The sequence below is a fragment of the Micromonospora noduli genome, assembly GCF_003264365.1.
Classification (GTDB): domain Bacteria; phylum Actinomycetota; class Actinomycetes; order Mycobacteriales; family Micromonosporaceae; genus Micromonospora; species Micromonospora noduli.
In genome coordinates, this window is sequence record NZ_PYAK01000184.1 from 1 (window position 1) to 395 (window position 395).

1 protein-coding gene is annotated in these 395 nt (G+C 32.4%); it reads left to right on the forward strand.

Translation table 11 applies throughout. The annotated features are described in order from the left end of the window. A partial coding sequence (locus GUI43_RS34365) for a hypothetical protein (RefSeq protein WP_211326810.1) occupies positions 1–201 on the forward strand: 201 nt, incomplete at its 5' end. Between the last annotated feature and the right edge of the window lie 194 nt (positions 202–395).

The window sequence follows — 395 nt, forward strand, 5'->3', positions numbered from 1 at the left end:
GATTCGGAGATCAGAGAATTAAAAGTACCATGTGGAGAAAACAGGGAAATATTTGCAATTGGTTTGGATGTAACAGACCGAATTTGGTACACTTTAATCGCCGTGTGCTTTGATTTTGGAATAAAATTGGCATTTTGTTCAAACCACGTGTTAAATGGTAAAGGATTATCAATAGCCCAAGGACCATATAAGGTACATTGATAATCATATTTGAATTATAAAAAAGAAAATGTTTTTTTTAAATTTGTTTTATAGAAATGTACAAACTGGAAGGACGGCGGAGATCCAATTAAAGACGTTCTTTATCCCAATTTTGATCCAGACGATTTTTACAAACAGGAAAAGTTTAATGAAACTTTGAAAAATCTTTTCGGCGAAACGGCCAAACAAATTTT